Annotated in this window: 22 protein-coding genes, 1 pseudogene and 1 riboswitch; of the genes and pseudogenes, 10 read left to right on the top strand and 13 right to left on the bottom strand. The window is 58.5% G+C overall.

From position 1 onward, the window contains the following. Nucleotides 1–109 precede the first annotated feature (109 nt). A complete protein-coding gene (locus tag KTF55_RS00395) occupies nt 110–1,006 on the bottom strand; it encodes a LysR family transcriptional regulator (protein WP_152079012.1) in 897 nt (298 codons plus the stop codon). A 10-nt stretch (nt 1,007–1,016) separates the two neighbouring features. Further along, on the bottom strand, nt 1,017–1,925 hold the full coding sequence (locus KTF55_RS00400) for an HAD-IIB family hydrolase (protein WP_217107665.1): 909 nt from the start codon (nt 1,923–1,925) through the stop codon (nt 1,017–1,019). Nucleotides 1,926–2,085: 160 nt separating this feature from the next. Then, nucleotides 2,086–2,196, top strand: a riboswitch (TPP riboswitch). Between the two features lie 51 nt (nt 2,197–2,247). On the opposite strand from KTF55_RS00400, the gene thiM reads away from it, so the two are divergent. Genes thiM through KTF55_RS00415 form a run of 3 tightly spaced genes read left to right on the top strand, consistent with a single transcriptional unit; the run spans nt 2,248 to nt 4,125 of the window. Beyond that, nucleotides 2,248–3,087: a hydroxyethylthiazole kinase gene (gene thiM / locus KTF55_RS00405; protein ID WP_156063350.1), complete on the top strand. Its 840-nt coding sequence runs from the start codon at nt 2,248–2,250 to the stop codon at nt 3,085–3,087. 4 nt (nt 3,088–3,091) lie between these two features. Next, complete coding sequence (locus KTF55_RS00410) at nt 3,092–3,433, top strand: thiamine-binding protein (RefSeq protein WP_226790410.1); 342 nt, start codon at nt 3,092–3,094, stop codon at nt 3,431–3,433. Beyond that, nucleotides 3,430–4,125, top strand: a complete 696-nt coding sequence (locus KTF55_RS00415; protein ID WP_217107664.1) for a thiamine phosphate synthase — start codon at nt 3,430–3,432, stop codon at nt 4,123–4,125. The genes KTF55_RS00410 and KTF55_RS00415 overlap by 4 nt, the downstream gene beginning before the upstream one ends. A 236-nt stretch (nt 4,126–4,361) precedes the next feature. Here the strand turns inward: KTF55_RS00415 and KTF55_RS00420 are convergent, their stop codons facing one another. Then, a complete protein-coding gene (locus KTF55_RS00420; RefSeq protein ID WP_217107663.1) occupies nt 4,362–5,231 on the bottom strand; it encodes a patatin family protein in 870 nt (289 codons plus the stop codon). A gap of 324 nt (nt 5,232–5,555) precedes the next feature. On the opposite strand from KTF55_RS00420, the gene KTF55_RS00425 reads away from it, so the two are divergent. The 6 genes from KTF55_RS00425 to KTF55_RS00450 all read left to right on the top strand — a co-directional run bounded on the left by KTF55_RS00425 (nt 5,556) and on the right by KTF55_RS00450 (nt 12,895). Beyond that, nucleotides 5,556–8,273, top strand: a complete 2,718-nt coding sequence (locus tag KTF55_RS00425) for an EAL domain-containing protein (protein WP_217107662.1) — start codon at nt 5,556–5,558, stop codon at nt 8,271–8,273. 127 nt (nt 8,274–8,400) lie between these two features. Then, the gene (locus KTF55_RS00430) at nt 8,401–9,930 is read left to right on the top strand and encodes a diguanylate cyclase domain-containing protein (protein ID WP_217107661.1); all 1,530 of its coding nucleotides are present in this window, start codon (nt 8,401–8,403) and stop codon (nt 9,928–9,930) included. Nucleotides 9,931–10,006: 76 nt separating this feature from the next. Next, a complete protein-coding gene (locus tag KTF55_RS00435) occupies nt 10,007–10,630 on the top strand; it encodes a flavodoxin family protein (RefSeq protein ID WP_217107660.1) in 624 nt (207 codons plus the stop codon). Nucleotides 10,631–10,644: 14 nt separating this feature from the next. Next, complete coding sequence (locus KTF55_RS00440; RefSeq protein WP_217107659.1) at nt 10,645–10,983, top strand: arsenate reductase family protein; 339 nt, start codon at nt 10,645–10,647, stop codon at nt 10,981–10,983. A gap of 86 nt (nt 10,984–11,069) precedes the next feature. Continuing rightward, nucleotides 11,070–12,200 (top strand): GTP-binding protein, encoded by a 1,131-nt coding sequence (locus KTF55_RS00445; protein WP_217107658.1) that lies wholly within the window; start codon nt 11,070–11,072, stop codon nt 12,198–12,200. Between the two features lie 95 nt (nt 12,201–12,295). Next, entirely contained in the window at nt 12,296–12,895 is a 600-nt protein-coding gene (locus tag KTF55_RS00450; RefSeq protein WP_217107657.1) for a tRNA (cytidine(34)-2'-O)-methyltransferase, read from the top strand. Between the two features lie 29 nt (nt 12,896–12,924). Here the strand turns inward: KTF55_RS00450 and KTF55_RS00455 are convergent. The 5 genes and pseudogenes from KTF55_RS00455 to KTF55_RS00475 all read right to left on the bottom strand — a co-directional run. Continuing rightward, a pseudogene (locus tag KTF55_RS00455) lies at nt 12,925–13,104 on the bottom strand (hypothetical protein); the annotation flags it as partial. Nucleotides 13,105–13,226: 122 nt separating this feature from the next. Then, nucleotides 13,227–14,639: an EcsC family protein gene (locus KTF55_RS00460; RefSeq protein ID WP_217107655.1), complete on the bottom strand. Its 1,413-nt coding sequence runs from the start codon at nt 14,637–14,639 to the stop codon at nt 13,227–13,229. A gap of 11 nt (nt 14,640–14,650) precedes the next feature. Next, complete coding sequence (locus tag KTF55_RS00465) at nt 14,651–15,352, bottom strand: DUF4230 domain-containing protein (RefSeq protein ID WP_217108516.1); 702 nt, start codon at nt 15,350–15,352, stop codon at nt 14,651–14,653. An 87-nt stretch (nt 15,353–15,439) separates the two neighbouring features. Beyond that, complete coding sequence (locus KTF55_RS00470; RefSeq protein ID WP_217107653.1) at nt 15,440–16,252, bottom strand: FxLYD domain-containing protein; 813 nt, start codon at nt 16,250–16,252, stop codon at nt 15,440–15,442. Nucleotides 16,253–16,447: 195 nt separating this feature from the next. After that, entirely contained in the window at nt 16,448–17,050 is a 603-nt protein-coding gene (locus tag KTF55_RS00475) for a recombinase family protein (protein ID WP_117848231.1), read from the bottom strand. Nucleotides 17,051–17,287: 237 nt separating this feature from the next. Here KTF55_RS00475 and KTF55_RS00480 point away from each other — a divergent pair, with 237 nt between their 5' ends. Further along, a complete protein-coding gene (locus KTF55_RS00480) occupies nt 17,288–18,388 on the top strand; it encodes an AAA family ATPase (RefSeq protein ID WP_217107652.1) in 1,101 nt (366 codons plus the stop codon). 40 nt (nt 18,389–18,428) lie between these two features. Here KTF55_RS00480 and KTF55_RS00485 read toward each other — a convergent pair whose 3' ends face one another. From KTF55_RS00485 to KTF55_RS00505, 5 genes are all read right to left on the bottom strand, one after another. Then, complete coding sequence (locus KTF55_RS00485) at nt 18,429–20,921, bottom strand: excinuclease ABC subunit UvrA (RefSeq protein ID WP_217107651.1); 2,493 nt, start codon at nt 20,919–20,921, stop codon at nt 18,429–18,431. Beyond that, nucleotides 20,921–21,475, bottom strand: coding sequence for a GNAT family N-acetyltransferase (locus tag KTF55_RS00490; RefSeq protein WP_217107650.1), 555 nt, complete (start codon nt 21,473–21,475; stop codon nt 20,921–20,923). Before KTF55_RS00490 ends, KTF55_RS00485 begins: the two co-directional genes overlap by 1 nt. A 50-nt stretch (nt 21,476–21,525) precedes the next feature. Next, entirely contained in the window at nt 21,526–22,644 is a 1,119-nt protein-coding gene (locus KTF55_RS00495) for an AAA family ATPase (protein ID WP_217107649.1), read from the bottom strand. 93 nt (nt 22,645–22,737) lie between these two features. Next, complete coding sequence (locus KTF55_RS00500; protein ID WP_217107648.1) at nt 22,738–24,741, bottom strand: translation factor GTPase family protein; 2,004 nt, start codon at nt 24,739–24,741, stop codon at nt 22,738–22,740. A gap of 253 nt (nt 24,742–24,994) precedes the next feature. Next, complete coding sequence (locus KTF55_RS00505) at nt 24,995–25,483, bottom strand: GNAT family N-acetyltransferase (RefSeq protein WP_138375184.1); 489 nt, start codon at nt 25,481–25,483, stop codon at nt 24,995–24,997. Nucleotides 25,484–25,557 lie beyond the last annotated feature (74 nt).

Raw genomic sequence — 25,557 nt, forward strand, 5'->3', positions numbered from 1 at the left:
CGTTCATATGGCCATCGTAAAATATACGTTTATAACAGTTTGATATAGATGCTTCCTATATCAGTCTGGACTGCCATAAAGAGATTTGACCCATGCAGGACGCAGCAGTCTAGATGTGCTGACGGATCGCGTCGATATAGGCTTGGCCGTAGCGCGTGAGCGTCGTGTTCTTGCGTGTGATAATACCGATCTCCATGTACTCGTCCACATCGAGCGGAATTGAGATAATACCGGGACCGTTAAGTTCATGGCTGATCACGCCCGAACACACCGTGTAACCGTTAAGGCCCATAACTAGGTTGAACAGCGTCGCACGGTCACGCACACGGATATTCTTGCGGCGCTCAAACGTCGAGGTCAGCTCCTCAGAATAATAAAACGAGTTATAGCTGCCCTGCTCATAGGACAGGAATGGGTAGTCCTCGAGATCTTCGAGTGTCACGCTGGCGTGGTCCGCCAATGGATGGTCGGCGCATACAAAGACATGAGGCGCAGCGCAGAAGAGCCCCTCGAATACGAGTTCGTTGGCGGCGAGCATGCGCTCGATAACCTCGCGGTTATGCTCGGATAAGTACAGGATGCCCAGTTCGCTTTTCATATGCGCGACGTCCTCGATAATCTCGTGAGTCTGCTCCTCGCGCAGGGTAAAGTCGTAGCGCGCGGCATCGAACTCGCGGATCACGTCGACAAACGCGTTAACGGCAAAGGAATAATGCTGACAGCTCACACTAAAGTGCGGCACCTGCTCGGACGTGCCTTTGTACTTGCCCTCGAGCAGGTCGGCCTGGTCGAGCACCTGGCGCGCGTAGCCCAAGAAGGTCTCGCCTTCCTCGGACACAATGACGCCCTTGTTGGTGCGCTCGAAGATGTGCACGCCCATCTCGTTTTCGAGATCGCGGATCGACGCGGTAATCGAAGGCTGCGACACAAAGAGCCGGCGCGAGGCCTCGGTGATACTGCCGCATTCGGCAACCTTAACAACATACCTGAGTTGTTGAAGCTTCATGACTTTCTCCCTAGACGTTCGTAACGCCAAAACCCGCTGTGTCCATCTGACGCATAAACGACGGCATCTCCCCCGTCGCGGCGCAGGCGGCAATCTGATGCAGAGCCCCGGCGACCGTATCATCTGCCGCAGCGCCGATATGCCAGCGCGCGGCAGCCGTGACGGCCTCGTTGGCATTGGCGACTGCGACGGAGTTGGGAACGGCATCGATCATGGGCAGATCGTTATCGGAATCGCCGAATACGGCCACCTCGTCGAGCGTCAGGCCCAAAGCGCGCGCCAGCTCCAGCGCAGCGCAACCCTTGTCCCAATCTGCTGGAAGAATGTCGAATAGGCGCACACGATTGTTGGGAAACACGAGCGAGAGTTCCGGCACCTCAGCGGCAACGCGCTCGCGTAGCTCAGCGAGCTCCTCACGCGAACGGGCACTCCAGATATTCGCCTTGTATACCGGGGCATCATCGACAACAGGACGGCACGGGGCCTCCTCGCCTTTGAGCCATGCGTTGCCACCCGACTCCATGGCGCGACCCACACGCTCGGGATCACTCGTCACACAATAGGCATCGTTATTCCAAAAGTCATCGCCCAGGCTGTAGACTTTCAGATACGTATCGTCGGTCTCTTGCTCCAAGTAGCCAGCCAAGCGCATCAGGGCGGCGTTGTCGGTCGCATGCGAGGCCACCACCTCGCCGTCCACAAACATGACCTGGCCGTTGCAGAACGCACCGGTCGAAAAGCACTCGGAACAATTTTTGAACATCCAGCCCATCGCGGACGGTTGGCGACCCGAAACCGGGCCAAAGTGCAGACCCGCCGCCTGCATGGCATGAATGCCCTCGATGGCGTAGTCGCTGGCGCCGTCATGCCCGGCCGGAATCAGCGTATCGTCCATATCGGTCAGCACAAGTTTAATCATAAGGTCCCCCGTCATTTTCACCGTAACCATTGTAACGACCTACCAATAAGGGACAGGTTTATTTTGGCAGGTTTTATCTGGGAAAATACCGCACCCCAGTTGCCACCTGCCAAAATAAACCTGTCCCTTTTTGGCAGGTGCGCTAGTATAGGGAGCAACAGATTCGATGCGGGAGTGCCGGCGGTGCAAACCACAAGGCTGAGAGGGCATGGGGCCCAATCCTTTGAACCTGTCAGTTAATGCTGGCGTAGGGAGCATGCCGCCTTTACAGGGGCGCTGTCTATGCACAGCGCCCCTCTTCTATGCCAAGGAGGCATGTGCAGTGATCAATTCGGAACAGCTCAAGCAAAACGTAGTCAAGGCCGCGGAGGAGATTCGCGCCACCAATCCGATGGCCGGCTCCATCACCAATACGGTGACGATTGATTTTGTCGCCAACGCACAGCTCGCCGTGGGTGGATCGGCCGCCATGGTCTACCTGCCCGACGAGGGCGAGGCGCTCGTTGCCGGCGGCGGCGCCATCTATCTCAATATGGGCACGCTCTTCCCCATCTACGAGCAGACGATTCCCCGCGCAGCCAAGGCGGCGCATGACGCCGGCAAGCCCTGGGTGCTCGACCCGGTGGGCCTGGGCATCGGTAGCCTGCGCACCCAGCTGGTAAACGAGCTCAAGCAGTACAAGCCTGCCATCGTGCGCGGCAACGCCTCCGAGATCATCGCGCTTGCCGCCCTATGGAACCTTGAGGGTGAGGCAGCCGACCTCAGCCGCGCCCGCGGTGTCGACACCACCGACACCGTTGATGCCGCCCGCGATGCCGCTGTGGCGCTCGCTCGCTACACTGGTGGCGCCGTAGTTGTCTCGGGCGAGGTTGACCTGATCACCGACGGCACGACTGTGGCCAAGTCCCATGGCGGCAGCCCGCTCATGTCCAAGATCACCGGCTGCGGCTGCTCGCAGGGCGGCGTGCTAGCCGTGTATGCCTGCGCCGGCGACCCGTTTACGGCAGCCATCTGCGGCACCGCGGTCTACAACGTTGCCGGCACGCGTGCCGCCGCTGTCGCCGATGCCCCGGCAAGCTTTAAGGTCGCCTTTATCGATGAGCTCTACCGCGCGACCGCCCAGGACATTGCCGACAACCGACTCGAGCTCGAGGAGGCATAAGCCCATGTCCGAGGCCGCAGCCAATACCGGCATGAACACCTTGGTCGCCGTGGCCATCGCCCCGTGCGGTACGGGCGACGAGCTCTCCGCCGAGGTCGCCGAAGTCGTGCGCGTCATTCGCGAGAGCGGCCTTCCCAACCGCACCACCTCGATGTTCACCGAGATCGAGGGCGACTGGGACGAGGTCATGCAGGTCGTACGCGATGCGACCTTTGTGTTGGCGAGTAAGGGCATCCGAACCGAAGTCGTACTCAAAGCCGATATTCGACCCGGATTTACCGACACCATGACCGGCAAACTCGAGCGCATGGAAGCACAGATCAAAAAGCAGGAGGAAGCACGATGAGCATCCGCGACAACCTTGATATCTCGGCCTATCTGGTACTCGGCCCCGAAAACACACTCGGGCGCCCCGTGGGCGATGTGGTGGCGCAGGCGCTCGACGCCGGCTTTACCTGCATCCAGGTGCGCTCCAAGGTTGCAAGCGCCCGCGAGATCATTGCTCTGACAGGCGACGCCGCGCAGGCAATCGCGCAGGCCGGCAAGACCGGTCAGGTCGCCCTACTGATCGACGACCGCCTTGACTGCGTGCTCGCCGCGCGCGAGCAGGGCATCGCTGTCGACGGCGTGCACGTGGGCCAGAGCGATATTCCCGTCGAGGTCTGCCGCAAACTTTTGGGCCCCGATGCCATTGTGGGTCTTTCGGCCCGCTGCGAGGAGATGCTCGAGTACGTCAAGACCGCCGACATGAGCCTGGTCGACTACCTAGGCGTAGGCCCACTGCACGAGACCGAGACCAAGCGCGACTGCGGACGCGCGGCCGACGGCTCTATCATCACCAAAAGTTTTGAGGATCTGGCCGCACTCCATGCGGCAAGCCCCGTGCCCATCGTGGTGGGCGGCGGCGTCAAGACGGCCGACCTGCCGCAGCTCAAGGCCACCGGCGTCGATGGCTTCTTTGTGGTGAGCGCCGTCTGCAGCGCCGACGACCCTAACGCCGCCGCCAAGGAACTCGTCGATACCTGGCAGCAGGCATAGACATAAGCCGAGCAGCTGATTCGCAGCCTCATATCTTCAATAGCGGAAAGCGCATCCCAGTTTGGACCTCCATTCCGGGATGCGCTTTCCGTATAGAGGGGCAGTGGGAAACTGCATCCCAGTCTGAACACATATTCCGGGATGAACTTTCCGCCACGGGCCTCTCGCGGAAACCGCATCCCATTCCAAACGCTCATTCCGGGATGCGCTTTCCGCCGAGGTAGCGGCGGCAGCCTCTACCCTGCCAGATATGTCTCCAGCGCCGGCAAAGTCGCCTCCGCATCGCGGCGACCGATCTGATAGATGCGCTCGAGTTCATCGGGCTCGCGGCAGAGCGACGGCACCTTCACCGATTCGCTCGGACGCACCACAAAGATCTCGCCGGCAGCCTCGCGACGTGCCAGGTCATCGAGCGTGGCATTGTAGACCTCATGCCGGTGCTCAAGCGCTGCGACAAATTCCGGGTAGTGACGGAACACGCGCCGCAGCATGGGCATCACGCTGTTGGGCTGCTTCACAAAGCCCGCCGGCTGCGTGAGCACCACGATATTGCGGTCATACCCCTGCGCAAACAGCCATGCACTGGGAATAGAATCGGCCACGCCACCATCCAGATACTTATGCCCGTCAATAGCAACGGGACGCGTCGCCACGGGAATCGCCGACGACGCCCGGATCCACTCGATATCGCGCTCATCGCCATAGGGCAGGTCGTGATAGACGGCCTTGCCCGTCTCGATATCGGTACACACGCACGTAAATCGCATGGGGCAGGCGCGATATGCTTCCAGGTCGATGGGATCGCGCTCGATAGGCACCTCGTGATAGGCAAAGTCGGCATTGTACATATCGCCGGTTCGCAGCCAGCTGGTCACGCTCGCATAGCGCTTGTCGGCGCAATAGGCCTTGTTATAGCGAATGGCGCGGCCGATCTGGCGCGATTTAAAGTTGTAGCCAAACGCCGCGCCCGCCGAGACGCCCACCATATGGTCGCAGGTCAAACCGTGCTCCATCCATACATCGAGCACGCCCGCTGTATACATACCGCGGTAGCCGCCTCCCTCGAGCGCCAGCCCCACCGTGCGCGTCGTATTTGACTGTGCCATGCGACCATCTCCGTTCCTGCGTTTTAAAACGGGACAAGTATACCCGTCAACATATATCGTCCCAGTCGCATTTTTATCGAACATCGCATCGTCGCGCTGCCGCTTGTCGAATAATAGCCGCCCACAGCATGTGCACCCATATATAATTGTGCACCGTTGTTTACACTACTCAGCTGTTATCAACAGCGAACATTAGCCGGCAAATTAACTCAACAACGCAGCAAGGCGGGGGCCTGGATACACGCAAAACGCCGAGCAACGACGCGTGTACACAACGAGCTCGCCCGACGCAATCCGCCCCGACCTCAGAAAGTCGCTTAGAACATGGAAACTGTCAGCAATTACACCGAAACGCTCGAAAAGACCGTTCGCGACCTTCTCGAGCGTCAGGATGATCTGATTAGGACCGCCTTTACCGACCAGCTTACCGGACTTGGCAACCGCGGCGGCTTTGCTCGCTCCTTAGAGGAAATCTGGGAGCAGGAACTGCCCGTGACCATGGCGTTTATCGACATCGATAACCTTAAGCACTGCAACGACATCTTTGGGCATGACGAGGGCAACCGCTATATCTTGCAGGTAAGCCTCTATCTCAAGCTGTATATGAAGGTGGACGAGGCGGCGTTTCGCATAGGCGGCGACGAGTTTGCCATCCTGTCTACGGTTGCGACCGAGGACGACCTCGCCGAACGTCTGGAACACTGCCGAACGGTCCTGCTCAAAAACAACGATTCCGAGATGCCTCACTCGTTTAGCTACGGAGTGTCACATGCCGACCCCGCCCTGGGCGAGGCCCCCAATCGCATGACACTCGATGCCGACCATCGCATGTACGACTACAAGCTACGTCATGCCGTACACCTTGATCGGCGCAATATCTCGCAAGTCCACACCGACGACTTCGAAATAAGCGATCGCATTTTCGACGCCTTTTCGATGCTCAACGAGGGCCGCTATTTCTTTATCGAGAACTTGGACAAACATCGCACCCTTTGGTCGCAAGGCGCCTTGCGCGATCTTGGCCTTCCCTCGGAGCACATAGACAACTGTCGCGATTACTGGAAAACGCGCGTGCATCCCGATGACCTTGAGGCCTACATCAACGACATCGACCAGGTCTATAACGGCACCAAGCACCGTCGCGTCATGCAGTATCGTGTGCGCAATGCCGTCGGCGACTACGTCCTCTGCCGTGCTCGCGGGTTTCGCATCGACGGCGACGAAAATGTCCCCTCGCTCTATGTCGGCGAGCTCGTCAACCACTCACTTGCCGAAACCGTCGACGCCGCGACAGGCCTCGGCACCCAGCGCATGTTGGTCAATGCCATCGACGCCTGTCGTTGCGACCGTTGCGAGACGGGCCTTATAGCGGTGCGCGTTCGTGGCACGACAAAGCTCAACGAGCTCTACGGAGCCGAGGCTGTCGACAACATGCTCGCCGAATACGCAGGCCGCATGCTGTCGATCACCCGCGGCAGGAGCAGGGTCTACCGTTCACGTAGCGTCCAGTTCGTCGTGCTCAGCAACGACCTGGACCACGAGGCATTCGAGCAACTGACCCACCACCTTAAAGAGGCTGTTTTCGCTCCTGTTCGAATCGCAGGCGACACCATTACTCCCGTCTGCCTTGTCGTCCCGACCTTTTACGAGCACTTAACCCATCAAGCGACCGCCGTTTTAGGCGAACTCGACCGTCGCCTTCGCACGGCCGGCGGGCTTGTTCCCAACGACAGCCTCCCCATACCCGAGGCGGAGCGCAAAAGCGCCATAGCCGAACGTATCGACTCGCTCACGGGCCTCTATCGACCCAGTGAATTTATGCGGCGCGCCAACGCATTTCTCGAGGCAAGGCGCGACGGCACCTGGTGCATCGCCACGGTCGACATGGGCCATATGCGCCTGTTTAATGAATGGCACGGCCAGGCCGAGGGCGACCGCGTACTCGCCGATGTGGGCACGGTCCTCAAGGACATCGAGAATGCCGATATGGGCGTCGCAGGGTACTGGGGCCAAGATGACTTTTGCGTACTCATCCCCTTTAAGCACACCACCGTCCATCAAATCTACAACCGCGTTCGCGAGGCAGTAGCCAGGCATGACGACGGCGTAGGTTTTTGGCCGTCCATGGGCGTTTACCCCATCGACTCCAGTGAGGAAATCACCATCGATGCGCAGGCAAAGGCCATGTTTACCAATCGGCGCGCAAAAAACGACTTTAAGGAGCGCATCGCCATTTTCTGCCCCGCGGAGTACGAGCGCGAAGTCGCGTTCCACCGTACGCTGACCGAGTTCCAGTACGCGCTCTCAAACGGCCGCATCACGTACTACCTTCAGCCCCAGGTCGATATGGAAACCGGCAAGATCATTGGCGCCGAGGCACTTACACGCTGGATTGACAAGGACGGCTCTCTCATTTCGCCCGCAACGTTTATCCCCGCACTCGAGGAAAGCGGCTTTGTAGTGACGCTCGACAAGTACATTTGGCAGGGTGTCGCCATATGGCTTCGCGAGCGTCTCGATCGCGGTCTTCGCGTGGTTCCGGTCTCGCTTAATGTGTCGCGCGTGGATATCCTTGCCTGCGACGTTGCCGAACATATGGGGGCGCTCGCCGCCCAATACAACCTACCGCCCGAGCTCATGCGTATCGAGATCACCGAGACGGCTTATACGGGAGAATCCGAGGCCGTGGATAAGCTGACCGCAGATCTGCACACCCGCGGCTTCTCGACCTATATGGACGATTTTGGCACCGGCCAGTCCACGCTCGCGATGCTCAAGAACGTCAACGTCGACGTCATCAAGCTCGACCGCACCTTTGTACCCACCGACCGTGATCAAGGCCGCAGCACGCAAATCATTTCATCGATGCTCGAAATGGCGCAGTCGCTTCATCTGCCCGTCGTGGTCGAAGGCGTCGAGACAAATGAGCAGGCGAACATGCTACGACAAATGGGCGCCCGCTACGCTCAGGGCTTCCTCTACTACCGCCCCATGCCGGCGAAGGATTTTGAGGCATTGCTCGATGGTGACAATGACAACTGATACGCTCACGCGCAAAACGCCACCGCCGAAGGGAGCATTTGTCTCCATTAGCTAACTTATATCCCCAATCCAAGCCGAATTGGGGATATGATACAAACCGTTGTTCTGCCCAAGGAGGTTATCCATCATGAACGAGTCGTACCGCCTGGGCGAGCAATCGATTATTGCCTATCTTCAGCGACTTGCGAATGGCATCTCGACCGCCGAACTCGATGTTGCCGCGCTGCCTGCTGAGCTACGCGCCGTTGGTGAGCAACTGCAAAAGACGCATGCCATCCTGCAACAAGAGCGCCAGCTGCTTGAGCGCAACGCCTATATCGACCCGCTCACCAACTTGGGTAACCGCAGCGGACTCGACCGTCACGTCGAGCAGCTCTGGCGCAAAGGCGACCCCTTCACCTGCGCCTATATTGACATCGACCATCTCAAGCATTGCAATGATAGGTTTGGCCATGCCGAAGGCAATCGCTATATTCTGAGCATCTGCCGCACGCTCTCCGAAACCATGGAGCACGATGAGATGCTGTTCCGTATCGGTGGAGACGAGTTTGTGCTTATCTCGCTCTCCGCAAACGAGACTGAACTCGAGCAGCACTTGGAGCAGGTACGTGCCGGGCTGATCGAGGCGAGCTCAGGTGGCAAGGCGCCCATGATCGCCAGCTTTAGCTTTGGCTGCTCGCGCGTCGATCCACTTGCCGGCGACACGCGTCGCCAGATGACGATGGATGCCGATCGCAAGATGTATCGCTATAAGCTTATGCATCGCGTGCAGCAACCGAAAGACAATGACGCGCCGCAACGCCCAATCGTCGATCAGCTCCCCTGCAACGACCGGGTGTTCCAAGCAATCTCTATGAGCTCCGAGACGCGCTATCCGTTTATCCTCAATCTCGATACGGGCGAATCGCAATGGTCGGTCAACGCCGTGCGCGATTTTGACCTGCCTTCCCAGCACCCTTTTAACTCGGTCGATATGTGGCTTGCCCGCGTTCATCCCGAGGACCGCGACAACGTACGCGCCGAGCTCGATATGGTGATAAACGGCACATGGCACTTCCACTACATGCAGTACCGCGTGATGGATGCCACCGGAAAATACGTGCTTTGCGACTGCACGGGCTACCGCTTGGACGGCACCGATACCGAGCCCAGCATGTATGTGGGCATTATCGTCAACCGAAGCCTAGCTGATACGACCGACTCGGTAACGGGCCTGGGCGATGTCCATGCCCTGGTCAACGCCATTGGCGAAATGCGTCGCGTGGCGCGCGAGGCAGGCTTTATTGCCATTAAGGTCGACGATATCGCCGAGGTCAATGCCCGCTTTGGATTCGATGCAGGCGACCGCGTGCTCGCCGAAAGCGCCGCCTGCCTTATGGAATGCTCACGCGGCAAGGGCCGCCTGTTCCGCTCAACGGGGCCGACATTCGTGGCGCTTTTCGACGACTTTGATCCCGAAGAGACCGACGCGATCGCAGACGAAATCGAACGGTTCCTGGGTTCTCCCGTGCTCATCGGCTCGCTTGAATATCAGCCACCCATTCGCGTGGCCACGCTCCATCTGGACGGCGTCGACCGTCAGCCCGTTTCCATTTTGAACGAGCTCAAAGCGTTGCTCGGGAAAGCCGTGCAGGTGCCAGGTACCAAACTGGACTAGCACCGCACCCGCACCGCCCCCCCCTCATCGTGCGATAATCCTCTGCAGGAGTCACCAAAAGCAGAGGGAGTTTGTGATGAAGGTTCTTTTAGTCAATGGCAGCCCCAAGGCAAACGGCAACACCGCCCGCGCACTCGCCGAGGTCGCCGAGCAACTTAATGCAGAAGGCATTGATACCGAGGTGTTTCAGCTGGGCGCCAAGCCCATTCGCGATTGCATCGGTTGCGGCCAGTGCGGCAAGCTTGGCGATCGCTGTACCTTTGACGACGACGTGGTGAACGAGCTCATCGCTGCCGCCGAGCAGGCAGATGGCTTTGTCTTTGGCTCACCCGTCTACTATGCGCACCCCAGCGGACGCATCCTTTCGGCCCTCGATCGCGCCTTCTATGCCGGAGGCAAAGCCTTTGCACACAAGCCGGGCGCTGCCATCGCCGTCGCCCGTCGCGGCGGTACGTCGACGACTTTCGACGTGCTCAACAAGTACTTCACCATCAACCAGATGCCCGTGGTCGCCTCCACGTACTGGAACAACGTGTTTGGCGCCATGCCGGGTGAAGCTACCCAGGACGCTGAGGGCCTGGCCACCATGCGCAACATCGGCAAGAACATGGCCTGGCTCCTGCATTGTATCGAGGCAGGACAGGCCGCCGGCATCGACGCACCCGAGGCCGATCGCGAACGCACCAACTTCATTCGTTAGAACGGCGGAACAAAATGATTCAAATCTTCGGCACCAAAAAATCCTTCGATACCAAGAAGGCGCAGCGCTATTTTAAGGAGCGCCGCATTAAGGTGCAGTTTATCGACCTTAAGGAAAAGGAGATGAGCAAGGGCGAGCTCACGAGCGTGATGCAGGCGGTCGGCGGCATCGACAAGCTGCTCAACCCCAAGGCCAGGGACGAGGAGACGCTCGCGCTCATCCAGCACCTCACCCCTAGTCAGCGCTTCGACAAGCTGCTCGAGAACCAGCAGGTTCTAGCTGAGCCCATCGTGCGCAACGGCAAAAAGGCCACCGTCGGTTATTGCCCCGATGTATGGGGAGCCTGGGAGTAGCTTGTGTTATTTGCCGGCGCGTGGGTATAAGAGCAGGCGTTTGGCATAAGATTCAACTGTAAGCCATGTCTAACAAAGGAGGGCACATGCCCAACAAACCCGTGAAGATCATCATGCTTACCGGATACCTCGGTGCCGGCAAGACCACGCTGCTCAACCACATCCTCGCTAACGACGGCGGCATCCGCGCCGCCGTGATCGTCAACGATATCGGCGAGATCAACGTCGACGCCAGCCTTATCGCCGACGGCGGCCTTTCCGAGACCGATGACCTCATCCCGCTCACCAACGGCTGCATCTGCTGCACGCTTTCGGATGACCTGGCCAACCAGCTGCAGGGCATCGCCGATTCGGGCAACTTCGACTACATCATCATCGAGGCATCGGGCATTTGCGAGCCTATCCCCATCGCCTACACCATCTCGAGCTTCTGCGACGAGGCCAAGGCAGGCGGCGAGCCCAAGCTCGCGCTCGACAACATCGTGGCCGTGGTCGACTGCGCCCGCATGTACGACGAGTTCAACGGCGGTCGCGACCTGCTGGCCGAGGATATCGACGAGGACGACATCGAAAGCCTGCTCATCCAGCAAATCGAGTTCTGCTCCACGCTGATCCTCAACAAGACCGATACCGTGAGCCCTGAGCAGATCGCCGAGCTCAAGGCCATCGTGCGCAGCCTGCAGAAGGACGCCGTGATTGTCGAGGCCCAAAACGGCGAGGTCCCCATGGAGGAGCTGCTCGACACCGACCGCTTCGACTTTATGCGCGCCTACAACTCCGCCGCCTGGATCGAGGCCATGGAGCATCCCGAGGAGCACGACGACCCCGAGGTGCTCGAGTACGACATCGAGACCTTTGTGTACTCGCGCCGCAAGCCGTTTGACCTGCAGAAGTTCACCAATTTTGTTGAGCAGGAGTGGCCCGACGAGGTCATCCGCGTCAAGGGTCCGCTGTGGCAGACCGGCGATCCGGACATGTGCTACATGTTTGAGCAGGCCGGCCACCAGATGCGCCTGATGGAGAACGGCCTGTTTGTCGATTCGGCGCCCGAGGGCGAGAAGCAGAAGATCATCGACGAGAACCCCGAAATCATGCAGATTTGGGACGACGAGACGGGCGACCGCATGACGAGCCTATGCATCATCGGCCGTCACATGGACAAGGATGCGCTCATCGCCTCCCTCGATGCCTGCCTGACCGACTGGCACCGCGCCTAGGTTTATCCAAGCGGGCATTTTTCCGCCTATGTAACCGCCAAACCACCACGAAGGTGCTCTTCGTGGTGGTTTTTCGTTCTGAGCCAAGGAGATTCATGTTCAACATTGTGCTGTATGCGCCCGAGATTCCGGCCAATACGGGCAATATCGGCCGTACCTGCGTGGTCACCGGCGCCCGCCTGCATCTGGTGGAGCCGCTGGGCTTCTCGCTCGACGACAAAACGGTACGTCGCGCCGGCCTGGGCTACTGGCAAAACTTGGACGTGACGACCTATGCCGGCTGGGAGGATTTCCTTGCACGCAACGGTCTCTCCCCTGCCGACGAGCGCCTACATCTGCTGACCAAAAAGGCACGCCGCACCTATGCGCAGAGTACCTACCACGACGGCGACTACTTGGTCTTTGGCAGCGAGAGCTCGGGCATTCCCGAGCCACTGCTCGCCGCGGCGCCCGAGCGCTGCGAGCGCATCCCTATGCTGCGCGATTGCGACTCGCTCGATAACGCCGAGGCTTGGGAAGCCCACGAGGAATCGCTCGGACATACCGAGGACAGCCACGAGGCCATCCTTCAACAGGACATCTGCGGCAACTTCATCAACCCGGACGACTACCGCATCAGCGCCCTCAACCTCTCCAACAGCGCCGCCATCGTCCTCTACGAAGCCCTGCGCCAAACAGGCTTTCCGGGAATGTGACAAAGGAACTGTCCCTTTGTCACATTCGGTTATAGGTAGCGACCGGTAATGCTTGCGGAGCAGGCTGCGATGTCGCCCGGCGTACCGGCGCAGACGATTTGCCCGCCCGCGTCGCCACCGCCCGGGCCCATGTCGATCACGTAATCGGCATTGCGGATAAGGTCGAGATCGTGTTCGATCACGATAACCGTGGCGCCCTTGGCAACAAGGCCACATTCGTGCCACAGCACGCGATCGCGAAGGCACTCGCCCAACCCCGAGTGTGGTCGCAACGTTCAATGACATCCGCGCCCCGACCTACACCGATTTACACCAAACGCCGCCTAGGCTCTCAGTCACCAAAGAATGCGGCCGACCATCCTTCTGCGGAGCAAATCTCAACCTCACCGCCCACAGAGACAGTCTCCATACCGACAAGTATTGCAATACGCTCCTGTTTTTCAATGATGAACCGCTTATGGTAGAAGATGTTGGCATATTGCAAAACACGATTCATCTGCGAGACATCAAACAAGGCGCCGACAACGCCGCCAAACACGGGAATGGCCTTGCCGAGGGATTTTTGAGTGATATTCCTGCCAATTTGTTCGAGTACGTTTTTGAAAACACTATTCTCGAGCGACTTCTTGCCAGCATTCTCGAGTGCCTTACGTGCAGCGGCATTAGCAAGGGCGCGAATCTGCGTGACAAGCATAGCCGCGCCACCCCGTGCCGCCATTGCCGTCCAGCCTTTCTTGACCGTCTGCTTCACACCCTCCATCTCGGCTACAAGCATCACTTTACCGATTGTGACAGCCATGCCATCAGCAGAGCCTGCCGACGGAGCCATCGCGTTTGAAAACACATCGCCCGCAATGACCATTTCAGCCGGATCCTCTTTAACGTTAAATCCGTACATCATGGCAACCGACTGCACCGCGCGATAATAGAGAAACATGCTGAATACGATATTGAAGGGCAAACCGGCAAACCCAGGAGCACCCGTCACCGCACCCTCGGTCGCCGCAAGCAGCAAGTGTCTACCGTTCTCACCTGCCGCAATCCTCGCGACGTCAAAACTGCGAAGCATGAATAACTCGTCAATCGAACGGATAGTAACGCCTTCAAGCGTAGTATTTGCGGCCTCAACAATCTGCGCCTCAGTAACGCTGTACTTGGCAGCTTGCTCCTCGATAGCTTTGAAACCATCGACGACCTGCTTCATAACCTGTGCATATAGCTCTTGTTGCTGAATCTCACTTGTAAGCTCATCGACCGCATCTCCAACGGCAGTGCGAAGATTCTCCGGTATCTTTAGCCCAGCCATATCGGTCAGCTGCTTGAGCTTTGAAGGCGCTACCATCTTTTCGTATTGCTCGGTCAATACCTCAAGCTCGGCAAGCTCTTGATTGGTCAGCAACGGATCGGGCAACACCCAATCACCGTTATCGTCAACGAGCGTCGATGGCAGGCCGAGTTGCTCTTGTCGCTTTGCGCTGTAGCGTTCATTCGCCGCGGCTGCAGTTGCAGAAGCAATCCCATTTGCAAAGTCAGTAATACCTTTAAGCGCATTATCCGCCAACGGGCTAGCGGCGTCCGCCAATTCACTCGATTTCTTTTGGGTCTCCTTGACCACACCCATAATGGCGTTTTGCGCGCCATTTAATGCTCCAAACATTATGTTCTCCAGCGAAGAAGAACCGACACCGGGCTTCCGCTGCTTTTCGGGCTCCGCCTCACCAAACTGTTGTCGTTTATCGGACACACCATTCACCCTTACTTAAACGTAACGTTAATATCGACATCGTCGCCGCATAGGGCTTTGACCTGTTTTTCGATCAATCCGCCGGCTCTATCATCAGATTCTTTGAGCATATCGCTCTCTTCGACCTTCTTGGTCTGCTCTTTCTTCGCCTGTTTCAACAAACCGTTCAGATCGTCCGTACTTACTTGATTCCAGTTCAGAAAACCATTGTCCTCAACATATTTCTTCAGTGTATTGGGGTCTGTTGAGAAAGAGGTAATTTCCGAGTGAGGCAATGTAACCTTTACGCTCTTGACCTCTGAGTTCTCGTCGTTCATATCAACCCGCTTGATTTCAATCTTCATTTTATCGGCATCGATCCCGATATCAGCCTTGCCGTCAATCGTTGCGACATATCGCTTAGACGTAAAGGGGTTTTCCCACCCAAGCGGATTCCCCGCTTCATCGATTGAGAGCAGCTGCGTAAAGTTATATTCGTACGTCACAAGCTTTACGACCGGCGCGATCTCCTCGCGAATCGAATCATCGGTGATCGTTGTAGGATTACGTGTCAAATACAACCAGATACACCCAGCAGTCGCCACGGCCGTAACAGCCAGCAAACCGCCAAAGATTAGCTTTTGCGTTATTGTTGTAAACAAATTTGTTCTTGTCATCCTGCTTCGCCTTTCTTTTATGGGCCCGACTTCTCCATCATCTTTCATCGTGTACATGACGGCACGAATCATTCTGTCAACGGCTTAATGCAAAACGCGACCGTTCGGAGAAAACGGTCGCGCATTCTTTCCAATTCCCGCGAATTATTCCTTGATGCTGTAATTCGATACTGTCGGCGCGACCCTCGAAGCGTCTACCTCACTCATTACCTCAAACTTCACCTTCTCGCCAGGCGCCCAGGCGGATGTATCTGCGTAGCATTCTTCCGCCCTTACACCATCGGCATCGTAAAGAGCAACATTTAGAAAAACGTTTTCGAACGATATGTCAGAGGTGTTTTCGACGATTGCGGTGTACGTATAGAGGCCGTAGCCGTCGTCACTTTTCTCAAAGGTCGCCGATGAGAGCAGGCCGTTGATAACCTCATCATTATGCGTCTTCTCCTCCACGGTCCTACCGTTCTTGATCAGCTCGTCAAACGCATCTTGATACTCATCATCGACCGTCAAGTCATACCGATCAACCAGTTTCTTAAGCTGTGCAGATCGTGCGTCATAGGCCTTTTCCCATTCGTCGTAATACTTGGGATCCGATTCCGCATACTTCTTGACAACATCAAGCTGATTATCAAGCAGATTGAGATAGGCAATGACGTCTTCTTGCATCTTAGTGTCTTTAAATGACGCCTTTTTGAGTTCTTTGTCGTTATCGATCTCGGTTTTAATTGCCTCTTTTCGAACTTTATTAGAGCCCAGATCAGCATCCTCTCCCAGTGATTCAAGGTAATCCGACCGCTTTTGATAGCCTTGAGCAATCACGGCCATTGCACGTTCATCGGCATAATCAGGCCCATCGTTTTTCTTCTCAACCTGTGAACAGCCGCTCAGCAGAAGTGCCCCACAGAGCACCGTCGCAAATAGCGAGATCGCCGCAGCCATCCCATAATGCCTTTTCATCTTGTCCTCCTTTAAATACAAAACACGATATCTAGCCCCCTCGTCAAAAAGCAGACGAATTGGCAACGCGGTGGCACTATTTGGTTCCGGGGCGTGAACTGGATAAACATCGAGGGAAGGAGTGGACTCCGTGCAATAAACTCCCCTCGTCAAAATGTCTAGTTAAAGAGGACGGACAGACGGCGAACGGTCATATCAGTTCGTATCCGCCCGTCTCCAACGATCGAACGTCGATGCGCTGACGTTCAGGAGCATTGCGGCCTCTCGCCTCGTAACTTCACCTCCTTCGAATGATTTGATGACATCGCGGTAGCTATCCGGACGTTCGAGCGTCGGTCTCCCAAATCTCACACCCCGCAGACGCGCCGACGCGATACCCTCCGCCTGGCGCTGCTTTATGTTTTCGCGCTCCACCTGAGCCACGTAGCTCAAAACCTGAAGCACCAGATCGGCAATAAAAGTCCCCGTAATTCCATTGGGTTGTTCGCGTGTATCAAGCAATGGCATATCGAGCACCACGATGGCAACGCGTTTGTCCGTCGTTAGGCGACGCCATTCATCGAGAACTTCACGGTAGTCGCGACCCAATCGATCGATACTCTTAATCACCAAAACGTCCCCTTCGCGCAGACGACGAAGAAGACGCCGGTACTGAGGACGCCTGAAGTCCTTTCCACTCGCTTTGTCAGCATAGATCAAATTCGTTTGGACCGGAAACCGCTCCAGCGCATCCAGTTGGCGATCCAGGTTCTGATCTGCTGACGAAACTCGAGCATACCCATAGATTCTGTTTTTCATGATTGCCCCTATCAGCCGCACGATGGCAGCTTCAGCTCATCTGAGAGCCCACTCACAATAGGGCGTGCAAATTTCGCGAATGGGTTGAACCCATTTTCGGGCTCCAACGTAAGCTATTCAAGCACCGCTTCGATAACGCACGACGCCAACCTTATGCTTTGAAATGAAATTAATCGTTTTTAATTGAGATTAATTAGAATAAAATGAAATTAACCCGAGACGCTAAAGGAGGGCATTGTGGAATACCTCGAAAACCCGTTTACCCCTAGCTTTGGCGAGGTTCCTGCCCATCTCGCTGGCAGACAACAGATTATTCGGGATTTGGACCGTGCCTTCTTGAGCCAGCGCAGGCGCCCAGAATTGACCTCGATTTTCTCAGGCGCGCGTGGAACCGGTAAAACCGCTCTCATGTCGTCGCTCGCGACAAGGGCGGAAACCCACGGCTGGATAGCCGTAAAGACGACCGCGCTCCCGGGAATGCTTGAGGAAATCGAGCTCGGGACGAAACGTGCCGCAGCCCATCTCTTCGACTCGTCCACCCACTTCGAAGTCACCGGCCTCGGAATTGCACCGCTCGGCAGCATCGAGGTCAATCGCGTTCACGATGCCTCAACCTGGCGTTATCGCATGAGCGACATCATCGACCAGCTCAACGAGGCGGGCACCGGTCTGCTCGTCACGGTTGACGAGGTGGACCCGACACTCGACGAGATGATTCAGCTTGCAGCGACGTATCAGCACTTTGTGACCGATGGGAAACGCGTCGCCCTGCTCATGGCGGGACTTCCCAACAACGTCTCGACGTTGCTGAACCACAAGACGGTCTCGTTCCTTCGCCGCGCCCAACAATATCATCTGGGTCGCATTGCCGACTATGACGTGCGCGAGGCCTTGATTCGCACAATCCAGGAAAACGATCGCCTGGCAGATGCTGAGGGAATCGATCGAGCCGTTCGCTCGATCTCTGGTTTTCCCTTCCTATTGCAACTCGTAGGCTACCGTGCTTGGGACCTCACAAGCGATTCGAAGGAAATCTCGTCACGCGACTTTGGCCTGGGAATCAAAATCGCGCGCGACGAGATGGACGACCGAATCCTCGCGGCAACCTATCGGGAACTCACGGCAGAGGACAAGCGATTCCTCATCGCCATGCTCGATGACGAGGAAGAGTCCACCACCGCAGACCTTGTCGAGCGCCTTAAGCGTTCGCCGCAGCAGGTCTCCCGCTACCGACGCCGCATGATAGACGCCGGCATCATCGGGGAGCGAGGACGAGGGCTCGTCGCTTTTGAATTGCCATTCTTCCGCGACTATCTCGCCGCTCAATGCGTGAAATAGAAATCAATGTGACAAAGGGGCAGCCCCTTTGTCACATTGTCTATAGGTAGCGACCGGTAATGCTCTTGGAGCAGGCAGCGATGTCGCCCGGCGTGCCGGCGCAGACGATTTGCCCGCCCGCATCGCCACCGCCCGGGCCCATGTCGATCACGTAATCGGCGTTACGGATAAGGTCGAGGTCGTGCTCGATCACGATAACCGTGGCGCCCTTGGCAACGAGGCCGTCAAACACGTTCAACAGCACCTGAACATCGAGCGGATGCAGGCCGATCGTGGGCTCGTCAAATACGAATACGGCATCATCCTGCACGCGGCCCATCTCGCTCGCGAGCTTAAGGCGCTGTGCCTCACCGCCCGAAAGCGCCGGTGTGGGCTCGCCAAGCGTAAGATAACCCAGGCCCAGGTCGTGCAAGGTCTGCAAGCGCGCCTGGACTTTCTTGAGTCCCACCGTGGCGTCGAGGGCCTCGTCCACGCTCATGTCCATGAGCTGCGGCAACGTAAGCAAGCTCCCGTCCTTGCCCTCGCGATGGATATGCGAAGCTGCGTCTGCATAACGTGAGCCGCGACATGCCGGGCAGACGATCTCGACATCGGGCAAAAACTGCACGTCGAGCGATATCGATCCCGTGCCATCACACGTAGGGCAGCGCAAGGCGCCGGTATTGTAGCTAAAGGCACCCGCCTTGTAGCCGGCCGCCTTGGCCTCGAGCGTACGGGCGAAGGCGCGACGCAGCTCGTCATGGATGTCGGCATAGGTCGCTACCGTCGAGCGAACATTGGCGCCGATGGGCGTGGCGTCAATCAGGTTTGCGCGGCCAATGCCCTCGGCATCGACCCAACACACGTGCCCCGGCAAGCGCTCGCCAGCTGCCTGCGCCTTAAGCGCCGGGATGAGCGTCTCGAGCACCAACGTCGTCTTGCCCGAACCCGAAACACCCGTAACCGCGACCAAGCGACCGCGCGGAATATCGACTTCGAGCGGCTTGACGGTATGGATGGTATCGGTCGCCATGCGGATATGGCCCTGGTCGAACATTTCGTCGTCAGTCACCTGCGGACGCAAGCGCTTGGGCTCGGCGCGCAAAAACGGCGCGATACGGCTGTCCTGCGATTGCTCGACCTCGTCCACCGTGCCCGCGGCGATTACACTGCCGCCGCCTGCTCCGGCAACGGGGCCCATCTCGACCAGATAATCAGCCTCCACCAGCACACGTGTATCGTGGTCGACAACAACCACGGTATTGCCGTCATCCACCAGGTCGCGCATTACGCCCACCAAGCCGTCGACATTGGCAGGATGCAAGCCAATTGAGGGCTCGTCCAGCACATAGAGCACGCCTGTCGATCGGTTGCGCACCACGCGGGCGAGTTGCACGCGCTGGCGCTCACCCGTGGAGAGCGTGGCACCGGCGCGATCGAGCGAAAGGTAATCGAGACCCAGGTCGACCAGACGACGAGCCGTGCTCAAAAACGAATCGCAGATATCCGTCGCCATAGGCCGCATCTCGGCCGGCAAGGATGCGGGCACCCCGCGCACCCACTCGATCGCATCACCAAGCGTCATGGCCGCGGCCTGAGCCAGATTGATACCGCGCACCTGGGGCTGGCGCGCAGCCTCGGAGAGACGCGTGCCGGCGCAGTCACGGCATGGTCCCTCGCGCAAAAAGCGAGCCACACGCTTAAGCCCCTTATCGTCCTTAACCTTGGCGAGCGCATTCTCAACGGTATAGACGGCGTTGTAATAGGTGAAGTCGAGCGGCGTGGCGCCCTCGCCGTTTTTGGGAACGTAGAGAATGTGCTTCTTAACCGCCGGGCCGTGAAACACGATGTCGCGCTCTTGAGGCGTGAGCTGGTTAAACGGCACGTCGGTGCGCACGCCCATCTCGCCGGCCACCTGCTTCATCAGGTCCCACATGAGCGTGCCCCAGGGAAGCACCGCACCCTCGTTGATGGTCTTTGACTCGTCGGGCACCAGGCTCGCCTCGTCTACCTCGCGCATGACACCGGTGCCGCCGCAGGTAGGGCACGCACCGCCGCTATTGAAAGCCAAATCCTCGGCACTCGGCGCGTAGAACTCGCGGCCGCATGTCGGACACGTGAGCGACAGGCCCGCAGCCACGTTAAGGCTCGGCTCCACACGCGCCCCGCAATGCGGGCACACGTGATGGGCGCAACGGCTAAAGAGTAGACGCAGGCTATTGTTGAGCTCGGTCATGGTACCAAAGGTCGAGCGCACGCCCGGTACGCTGGGGCGCTGATGTAATGCGAGCGCCGCTGGCACGTGCAGCACCTCGTCCACCTGGGCGTGCTCGGCCTGCGTCAGACGACGGCGGGTATAGGTGCTGAGCGCCTCCAGATAGCGGCGCGAGCCCTCGGCATAAAGAACCCCGAGTGCCAGCGAACTCTTGCCCGAGCCCGACACGCCGGCAATACCCACGAGCCTTCCCAGCGGGATATCAATATCGATGTCCTTGAGGTTATGGACACGTGCGCCACGCACCTCGATAGCACTTGGTTGTTGCGACACCGTCATCACTCCCCTTCTGCCCGCCCGCGCCAGTCTTCGCGGGTCAAATACGTAAAGTACTCGGTACGTACATCGCCCATAAGCTCGCAGGGCACGTCGCGCTCAACGTGATGCGGCGCGAACCCGCACTTTTGCTGAACGCGTAATGACTTGTTATTGCCCTCGTAGTATCCGCACCAAAGCGCCTTGCAGCCAAGCGCTTCGAACGCATAGCGCTGCATGGCTCGTACCGCTTCGGGAGCAAAGCCTCGGCCCCAGAATGGCTTGGCGATCCAATAGCCCACTTCGAGTTCGAGACCGTCATCTCGACGGTTTGACTCGCAGCGAGACGGCATGAGACCGATGCTACCCACGGGCTCATCCGTCGCAGCCAGGCAAACGGCAAAGGTATGGGGTGCCGCAAAAACTGTCCGAATGATCTCCCTGCTCTCCTCAATGCTTCGATGGGGCGGCCAGCCCGCAGCCGGTCCCACGTCCGGGTCGCTCGCATATGTAAACAGGATCGCCGCATCCGTCTCGCGCCACGGACGAAGCGTCAATCGCTCAGTTTGAATCACCATGTTTTGACCTCACATCTATCGATGTGACAAAGGGACCGTCCCTTTTCACATTACTCGTGCCATAAAACGCGTTCGCGGATGTACTCGCCCAGCATGGGCACGGTAAACCGGACGAGGCCGTATCCGGCAGCCTCGATGACGCGCTCGCGAATCAGGCTTGCGCGATATTTACTCGCCCAGCTTTGGGTTCGGTCGCAACGCTCAATGATGTCCGCCATGCGCGTCGGCTTGTCCTCGTCAACCGCCATAGCCTCGATAAAGAGGCGCTGTGGACTGCGCAGCCCGTAATACAGGGGCGCGTCAACCGCTTCGTAGAACTCGGAGACGGCATCCGCGTGCCCAGCCTCAACATCGCGCTCTTCAATGACCTGCGAGCCACGCCGGACAGCAGAGCGCCACATGTAATAGCCCACCAGCTGAACCATATAGGGATGCCCCATGCTCTTGCGCGCCGCAAGGTCCGCCGTCTCCGCATCAACGTAAAGACCAGCGTCTTTGACCGTCTGGATATACGAATCGCGCACTTTGGGCAAAGAAATCGCCCCCAGCGTACGCTGCTGAGCACGCCGCAAAAACGTCACGCTCGGCTCTTCGAGCAAGTCATCAACCATACTGGGTAAGCCGGCGAACACCAGCGCAAGACCACGCTGGTCGCTATCGGACAAGCCCGTGGCATCCTGATCTCCGAGCACCTGCTGATAGAGAACGGCAAGTGCCGCCAGTTCCTCGATAGACGCAGATTGCGCCTCGTCAATCGCAAACAGTATGCCCTTGCCTGGACCGAGCTTCTTGAGGCGCTCGTTGACCAGCCCTCGTAACGTCTCGCCCTTTGCTCGCGCCGCCTCGACCGACATCCGGCCAAACGACGGCCCGAACTCCATTGACGTCACAACGGGTTTATTCGAGCGAAGCGCGTCGGCCAAACGATCGCATAAGCCAAGCGAAGCGGAATCGGAGACAACCGCCCATCCGCGCTCATTAGCTAGACGTTGCAGCTCCCGCAGGAGAACCGTCTTGCCACAGCCGCGGTTTCCCGTAATGAGCATGAGCCTGCCCGGCGCACCGGCGCCGTTATCGAGCCCTTCCTCGAAATCTTCGATGACCGACTCGCGGCCGATGAGCATCGGAGGCCGCTTGCCAGCCGTGGGTTTAAAGGGATTTGGATTCATGTCGGCCTCCTCGGATTGGCAAACGCTGTTAATAGTTATACCAACTTATACCGAGTTATACCAATAGCATATGACAAAGGAGCTGTCCCTTTGTCATATGTGGCCGAAAAACTCGGCGTCTGCTGCTCGCCAGGGGCGGAAGGCGGCGGGATCGATCTTTACGTGCGCCGCGGCGGGTACGTCGTACCATTTGACCGTGTAACCGGCGCCGTGAGAGCAAAAGACCGAATCGGGCGTGTTAGGCAGATCGGCCTCGGGCTCATAGGCGGCCGTCTCAATGACGCGCTCGGCATCATGGCAAGGCGCATAGCCGGCGAACTCCAGGTACAGATGCCCGCGGCCACTCGTGTAGGCAGCTACCTCCAGGGCATAGTCCTGCACCTCGGATGCCGGCACGCGACCCACAAGCTTCGCCCGGTCCCCCGTCATCGTCGGTGGCTCGTACTCGGCACCCATGCGCGTGGCATCCGAGAGCGCCCGGCCCACGCACTCCCCCGGCACCTCGAGCTCAAAGTGGTACCACGGCTCCAACAGCACCGCCGCGCCAGCCTCACGCGCCTGCATGAGCCCCTGGCGAATCGCGCGGTACGTGGCCTGGCGAAAATCGCCGCCCTCGGTGTGTTTGGCATGCGCACGGCCGCCCGTGAGCGTAATGCGCACATCGGTGATGGGCGAGCCGGTCAGCACGCCCAGGTGATCGCGCTCCATGGCGTTGGTGAGTGCCAGACGCTGCCAGTTAAGATCGAGCTCATCGGTCGAGGTCACGGTGCCAAACTGCACGCCCGAACCCGCCGGCAACGGCTCCAGACGCAGATGCACCTCGGCATAGTGGCGCAGTGGCTCAAAGTGGCCCACGCCCTCGACCGGCTGCGAAATAGTCTCCTTATAGAGAATGCCGCCAGACTCAAACGCAACCGAAAGGCCAAAGCGATCGGCCAACACCCGCTGCACGACCTCGAGCTGCACCGCCCCCATAAGCTGCAGATGTATTTGTTCAAGATGGGTGTTCCAGCCTACGCCGAGCATGGGATCTTCGTCCGCCAACTCAGTCAGCGCTTTGAACACCGCGTGGACATCGTGTTCGCCCGGAAGCACCGTATAGGTGAGGACCGGCGCAATGACGGGCGCATCGCACGCGGGTTCCGCGCCCAGAGCGTCCCCTGGGCGAACGTGCGCAAGGCCCGTCACGGCACAAATGCCGCCAGCAGCAACTTCTTGGGCAAGCTCATACTTCTCGCCGTTATAGATGCGTACCTGATCGACCTTCTGCTCCCATGCCTCGGCACCGGAACGTCCGTTAATCACCTGTTTGGCATGCAGCGTGCCGCCGGTCACTTTAACCCAAGCCAAGCGCTCGCCGCGGTCCCCGCGGCTGACGCGATAGACGCGGGCGGCAAACTCCGGGAGCCACGCCTGTTCGCGCATCAGCGCGCATATACCATCCAACAGCTCGTCCACACCTTGGTCCTTGAGCGCCGAGCCGGCAAAGCAGGGAAAGAGCTTGCGCTCAGCAACCATGCGCGACAGCGTCGCGGAGGAAAGCTCACCCGCCTCAAGAAACTCCTCGAGCGCCGCTTCGTCCAACGCAGCAGCGTCCTCCTGAACGGCGCCACCCGCCAGCAGTTCGTTGGCATCCAGGCACCCCTCAGAAAGACGTTGCCCAAGTTGTGCCAGCAAAACATCGCGGCCGGGATTCTCCAAATCGATCTTGTTGATAAAGATGAACGTCGGGATGTCATAGCGCGCAAGCAGGCGCCACAGGGTTTCGGTGTGCCCCTGTACGCCATCGTTGGCGCCTACCACCAGAATCGCGTAGTCCAGGGCACGCAGCGTGCGCTCCGCCTCGGCAGAAAAATCGACATGGCCGGGAGCGTCCACGAGCATAACGTGGGTGTCACCATGGTCGAGCACAGCCTGCGACGAGAAGATCGTGATACCGCGCTCACGCTCAATCTCGTTCGTATCCAGATGCGAGTCGCCATCGTCAACGCGGCCGCGCTTGCGAATGCGGCCCGCGTTAAACAGCATGGCCTCGGCCAGCGTGGTCTTGCCGGCATCGACATGCGCCAAGATTCCAGCGACCGCTTGCTTCGACATGGCTCTCCTCTTATTGCAAGCCCATCGCACGCGGCAACGGGCACCCTCGTTCCACACTGGATGATACAATTTACGGGCCGGCGGGCGAAGCGGGCCCTATCCCCCGACCGAGCTCATCGCCCCGCGTTGCCGCGCGGCGATTTTCGTAGGTTCGCGCCTTGCGAAAGCCGGCTTGCAAATCAGCACAGCGAACGAAAATGACCCCACCTGGGCCAGTTTCGTTCGCATGAATTATTGATATGAGGCGTCGCTCTTACGCCTCGCGCAGCCAGTCAAACGCAACACGCGGCGTACCGTCCGACACATATACGATACCGGCGCGCTTAAACCCGGCCTTGGCAATGGCTCCCTGCATGGGCAGGTTGTCCTGATGTGTGTCGATGCGCAGGTGATCGGCACGCTCCTTGGCAAAGGCAAACATCGCGGCCGCGATACCGTGCACGGTGCCGTCGGATGCCACACGGTGCAGCACGGCGTACGGAGTGTCGCTACGCCATTGACCGTCCTCAATTACGTCATAGCACTCGTCCGGGCCCGGTAAAAAGGCAAACGTTGCCACCACGCGACCATCGACTTCGCACACATAGCTGCCACCGGCGGCGATATCGGCAGCCAGCTGCTCGGCAGAAGGCGTGCCCTCGGGCCACTGCGTGGCGTTGCCATGCGCGCGCATAAAGGCGCGGGCCGCGTCATAGATAGCCATGACGGCGGGAATGTCGGTATCGAGGGTTTTTCTGATCATCACGCGGCGACCTCACGTTTATTGGTATCACTTTGATTGAGCAATGATACCAACGTTTGGAGAGGGGCGCGATG

It is taken from the genome of Collinsella sp. MSK.8.10, assembly GCF_019041915.1.
Classification (GTDB): Bacteria; Actinomycetota; Coriobacteriia; order Coriobacteriales; family Coriobacteriaceae; genus Collinsella.

Excerpts from the sequence above, each read along its gene's own strand:
- KTF55_RS00395 (WP_152079012.1), bottom strand. The coding sequence starts at position 1,006 with ATGAAGCTTCAACAACTCAGGTATGTTGTTAAGGTTGCCGAATGCGGC.
- KTF55_RS00400 (WP_217107665.1), bottom strand. The coding sequence starts at position 1,925 with ATGATTAAACTTGTGCTGACCGATATGGACGATACGCTGATTCCGGCC.
- KTF55_RS00410 (WP_226790410.1), top strand. The coding sequence starts at position 3,092 with ATGTCCGAGGCCGCAGCCAATACCGGCATGAACACCTTGGTCGCCGTG.
- KTF55_RS00415 (WP_217107664.1), top strand. The coding sequence starts at position 3,430 with ATGAGCATCCGCGACAACCTTGATATCTCGGCCTATCTGGTACTCGGC.
- KTF55_RS00420 (WP_217107663.1), bottom strand. The coding sequence starts at position 5,231 with ATGGCACAGTCAAATACGACGCGCACGGTGGGGCTGGCGCTCGAGGGA.
- KTF55_RS00425 (WP_217107662.1), top strand. The coding sequence starts at position 5,556 with ATGGAAACTGTCAGCAATTACACCGAAACGCTCGAAAAGACCGTTCGC.
- KTF55_RS00430 (WP_217107661.1), top strand. The coding sequence starts at position 8,401 with ATGAACGAGTCGTACCGCCTGGGCGAGCAATCGATTATTGCCTATCTT.
- KTF55_RS00435 (WP_217107660.1), top strand. The coding sequence starts at position 10,007 with ATGAAGGTTCTTTTAGTCAATGGCAGCCCCAAGGCAAACGGCAACACC.
- KTF55_RS00440 (WP_217107659.1), top strand. The coding sequence starts at position 10,645 with ATGATTCAAATCTTCGGCACCAAAAAATCCTTCGATACCAAGAAGGCG.
- KTF55_RS00445 (WP_217107658.1), top strand. The coding sequence starts at position 11,070 with ATGCCCAACAAACCCGTGAAGATCATCATGCTTACCGGATACCTCGGT.
- KTF55_RS00450 (WP_217107657.1), top strand. The coding sequence starts at position 12,296 with ATGTTCAACATTGTGCTGTATGCGCCCGAGATTCCGGCCAATACGGGC.
- KTF55_RS00465 (WP_217108516.1), bottom strand. The coding sequence starts at position 15,352 with ATGTACACGATGAAAGATGATGGAGAAGTCGGGCCCATAAAAGAAAGG.
- KTF55_RS00470 (WP_217107653.1), bottom strand. The coding sequence starts at position 16,252 with ATGAAAAGGCATTATGGGATGGCTGCGGCGATCTCGCTATTTGCGACG.
- KTF55_RS00475 (WP_117848231.1), bottom strand. The coding sequence starts at position 17,050 with ATGAAAAACAGAATCTATGGGTATGCTCGAGTTTCGTCAGCAGATCAG.
- KTF55_RS00485 (WP_217107651.1), bottom strand. The coding sequence starts at position 20,921 with ATGACGGTGTCGCAACAACCAAGTGCTATCGAGGTGCGTGGCGCACGT.
- KTF55_RS00490 (WP_217107650.1), bottom strand. The coding sequence starts at position 21,475 with ATGGTGATTCAAACTGAGCGATTGACGCTTCGTCCGTGGCGCGAGACG.
- KTF55_RS00495 (WP_217107649.1), bottom strand. The coding sequence starts at position 22,644 with ATGAATCCAAATCCCTTTAAACCCACGGCTGGCAAGCGGCCTCCGATG.
- KTF55_RS00500 (WP_217107648.1), bottom strand. The coding sequence starts at position 24,741 with ATGTCGAAGCAAGCGGTCGCTGGAATCTTGGCGCATGTCGATGCCGGC.
- KTF55_RS00505 (WP_138375184.1), bottom strand. The coding sequence starts at position 25,483 with ATGATCAGAAAAACCCTCGATACCGACATTCCCGCCGTCATGGCTATC.